Source organism: Daejeonella sp., assembly GCF_044348475.1.
Lineage (GTDB): Bacteria > Bacteroidota > Bacteroidia > Sphingobacteriales > Sphingobacteriaceae > Daejeonella.
In genome coordinates this window covers 1-3009 of record NZ_JBIKSU010000157.1, presented here as the reverse complement: position 1 = coordinate 3009, position 3009 = coordinate 1, and the positions used below count along the sequence as shown (strand labels likewise).

The following is a 3009-nucleotide window of genomic DNA, read 5'->3' as shown; positions in this document are numbered from 1 at the left end:
ACCAGTGCATCTATTTTTTTACCATCCTTTTTAACAGTTAATAGTGCTGGTGCATTAGGGAAATCCCAATCCCATATATCATGGTGTATTGCCTGAAAATGCCAAATATATTTTCCAGTAGCTGCATCAAGGGCAAGGATACTGTTCCCGAAAAGATTATCACCTCTACGTCTGCCACCATAGTAATCTGCATTGGCAGTACCTGTAGATGCATATACAATTCCTCTTTTTTCATCCATGCTGAATCCACCCCATGCATTAGCACTTCCTACGAATTTGTATGCTTCGGGGTCTTCCCATGTATCATAACCTTTTTCACCCGGATCAGGTATTGTTTTGAACATCCACTTCATTTTTCCGGTATAAACATCGTAGGCTCTGATATGGCCGGGTGCTGATTCTTCCAATTCTGAAAGGCTGCTTCCCATTATAATCAAGTCTTTGTAGATCATTCCAGCCGAAGTTGCTGTTACCCTTAGGTTGCTGATATCTCGGTGAGTTTCTAGGTTATCATACAACGAAATTCGACCTCCTTTGCCAAAGGTTGGAACGGGTTTGCCAGTAGCACTGTTGATACAAAATAGCGATGATCCTGCCGTATAAAAAATCAGATTTTCATTGTTCTTGCCTTTATGAATGGCAATGCCGCGACATACATTAATTCCATAACTTTCTTTGCCAGCATTTTCTGCCAAAATGGTTGGCATTGGGTCGAATATCCACTTTTCTTTTCCGGTAGCTGCATCTGCGGCAAAGAGTTTCAATTGAGGAGATGTGCCGTATAGTACACCGTTAATTATCAGAGGATTAGTCTGTATCTGACTAGATTTTTCAGCGTCTTTGGTATGGTATATCCAGGCAATTTTTAAATCCTTGACATTGTTCGTATCAATCTGTTCAAGTGGAGAATAACTTTGGCGTTCTTTTCCTCCGGCGTAAACATCCCATTCTTTATTTTTTAATTCATTTTGGCAAGATGTAAACAAGCCTGAAAGTATTAAAGAGCAGATTGTAAAAAAAATCGGGCCTTGTTTTTGCGTAGAAAAAGCAGACATAGTTTGTAAAAAATTAATTTTAATGATTAAATAGAATAAAATTTAATGGCATTATCATGAAACATTTTCTTTTGTTCGTTGTAAGGCCTGTTTTTTACGATCTCTTTTAGAATAGTAACCCATTCTTCAAGTTTGTTGCTTTTGAGACACCAAGGCCAGTCACTTGCGAACATAACCCGGTCTTGACCAAAAATATCTAGACAATGGTTTATTCCCGGAGCCAATGTTTGGGCAGTTTTAGGGTAGCCCGTAGAGGTAGAAATTATACCTGAAATTTTACAAACTACATTTTTATTTTCGGCCACAGTTTTCATGGCAGCAATCCACTCATTGGCATCATGATTCGGTTTGCCACTTATTGTGGATGGATCAAGAAATGCTCTGGGATCTGCATTGCCGCAGTGGTTTACTAGGAATCTTGTACCGGGACATGTCTTGATCAGATTTGCAATTGAAGGTAGCCAGGCTGGCGAAATAGTGAAATCCAAGCTCATATTCAATTTGCCCAAAACTTCTACATTTCTAATCAAAAGAGGATTCTTCATTTCATCAACAGATTTGAATCCATATCTGATACCTTTTATATATTCCGATCCTTTGAATTGTGTGATATAGCCTTCAAAATCAGGGCTCATCAGGTTAGCACTAATAACAGCGGCAACCGTAGGGTTTGATTTATCCTTACACATTTCTATTGCATATAACGCTTCTTCATGACGTTTTGCAACAGGTACTGCCACTTCCATATACACCGCTTTAACCATATTGACATTGCGTGTAGCTTCCAAATAAGCCTTCATGTCATAATTTCCAGGCACCGGAGGTGAGGTCCAGCCTTTGCCAAATCGAACTAGATCGGCAAGGTGCTGATGGGTATCTATAATAGGTATTTTTTTAAATGAAGTTGATGCGTATAAAACTGAGCTTCCTTTGATTGAAGCAATGGCCAGAACAGAAGCTGTAGCCAAAAATTTTTTTCTATTCATTGAAATAGACTGGTTTTTTTTATAGGTATCAATATACAATAAAAATAAATCTGCTGGTACATAAGTTCAAAATTAAAAATCAGTCTAAAGAAAAAAAGCAGATTCCTAGTTAAGAATCTGCTTTCGTAAAATAATACTAGTTGAATTTTTCAGCCCCTTATTTCATCGCCTCAATTACAGCCTTGCCAATATTTCCATTAGGCTCCTGAATATGCAAGAGGCCAGAAATGGTCGGTGCAATATCGGTCATATTATACGTGGCATTTGTTTTTCCTTGTTTAATTCCCCATCCCATAAATACCATTGGAATATGTGTATCTGCAGGGTTCATTGTGCCGTGAGTGGCACCCGTAGATCTTGCTGATGAACCTGAATACCAAGCCGGTTCTAAAACAATTTGAATTACTCCACTACGCTCAGGATGATAGCCATTGATAATCTTTTCTTTGTATACCGCAGGAATTGTAGAGTTTTGAGCGTTGGCAATATCTATGGCGAAAGCAACACCCTCTTGTTTTTTCAGAAATTCAATTGCGATATTTTTTATGGCACCTTCGCTCAGTTTGTTAGCAGCAATAGCTTCATTGTTCAAACTTACTGCGTAATTGCTGAAGCTTAATGCGAGGTCTTTTACTTTAAACTCTGCTTGTAAAACAGAATTTAATTTTTTTAATATCGCTGAACTTTCAAACACGCCTGTGCTGATCTTGTTATCGGCAAGGAATCCAGAATTGTGTTGTACAGCATGATCGGCAGTCAAAAAAACGGTATAATTTCCTTTTCCGACTTTCGTGTCTAGGTGACTGAACAAGGTTGCCAGATCGCGGTCAAGGCGTAAGTAGGTATCTTCTACTTCAATAGAATTCGGACCGAACTGGTGTCCGATATAATCAGGTGAAGAAACACTGATTGCTAGAAAGTCTGTGATCGCATCAGCACCAAGACCTTCATGATCAACTGCTGCTTTT

At 38.7% G+C, this 3009-nt stretch carries 2 protein-coding genes and 1 pseudogene; all 3 read right to left on the bottom strand.

The features are described from left to right. A pseudogene (locus ACIQZ6_RS12615) lies at positions 1-1055 on the bottom strand (pyrroloquinoline quinone-dependent dehydrogenase); the annotation flags it as partial. Between the two features lie 26 nt (positions 1056-1081). After that, positions 1082-2041 (bottom strand): amidohydrolase family protein, encoded by a 960-nt coding sequence (locus ACIQZ6_RS12610; protein WP_395811635.1) that lies wholly within the window; start codon positions 2039-2041, stop codon positions 1082-1084. Between the two features lie 157 nt (positions 2042-2198). Then, the coding region (locus tag ACIQZ6_RS12605) for an alkaline phosphatase family protein (RefSeq protein WP_395811633.1) at positions 2199-3009 on the bottom strand (811 nt) is incomplete at its 5' end.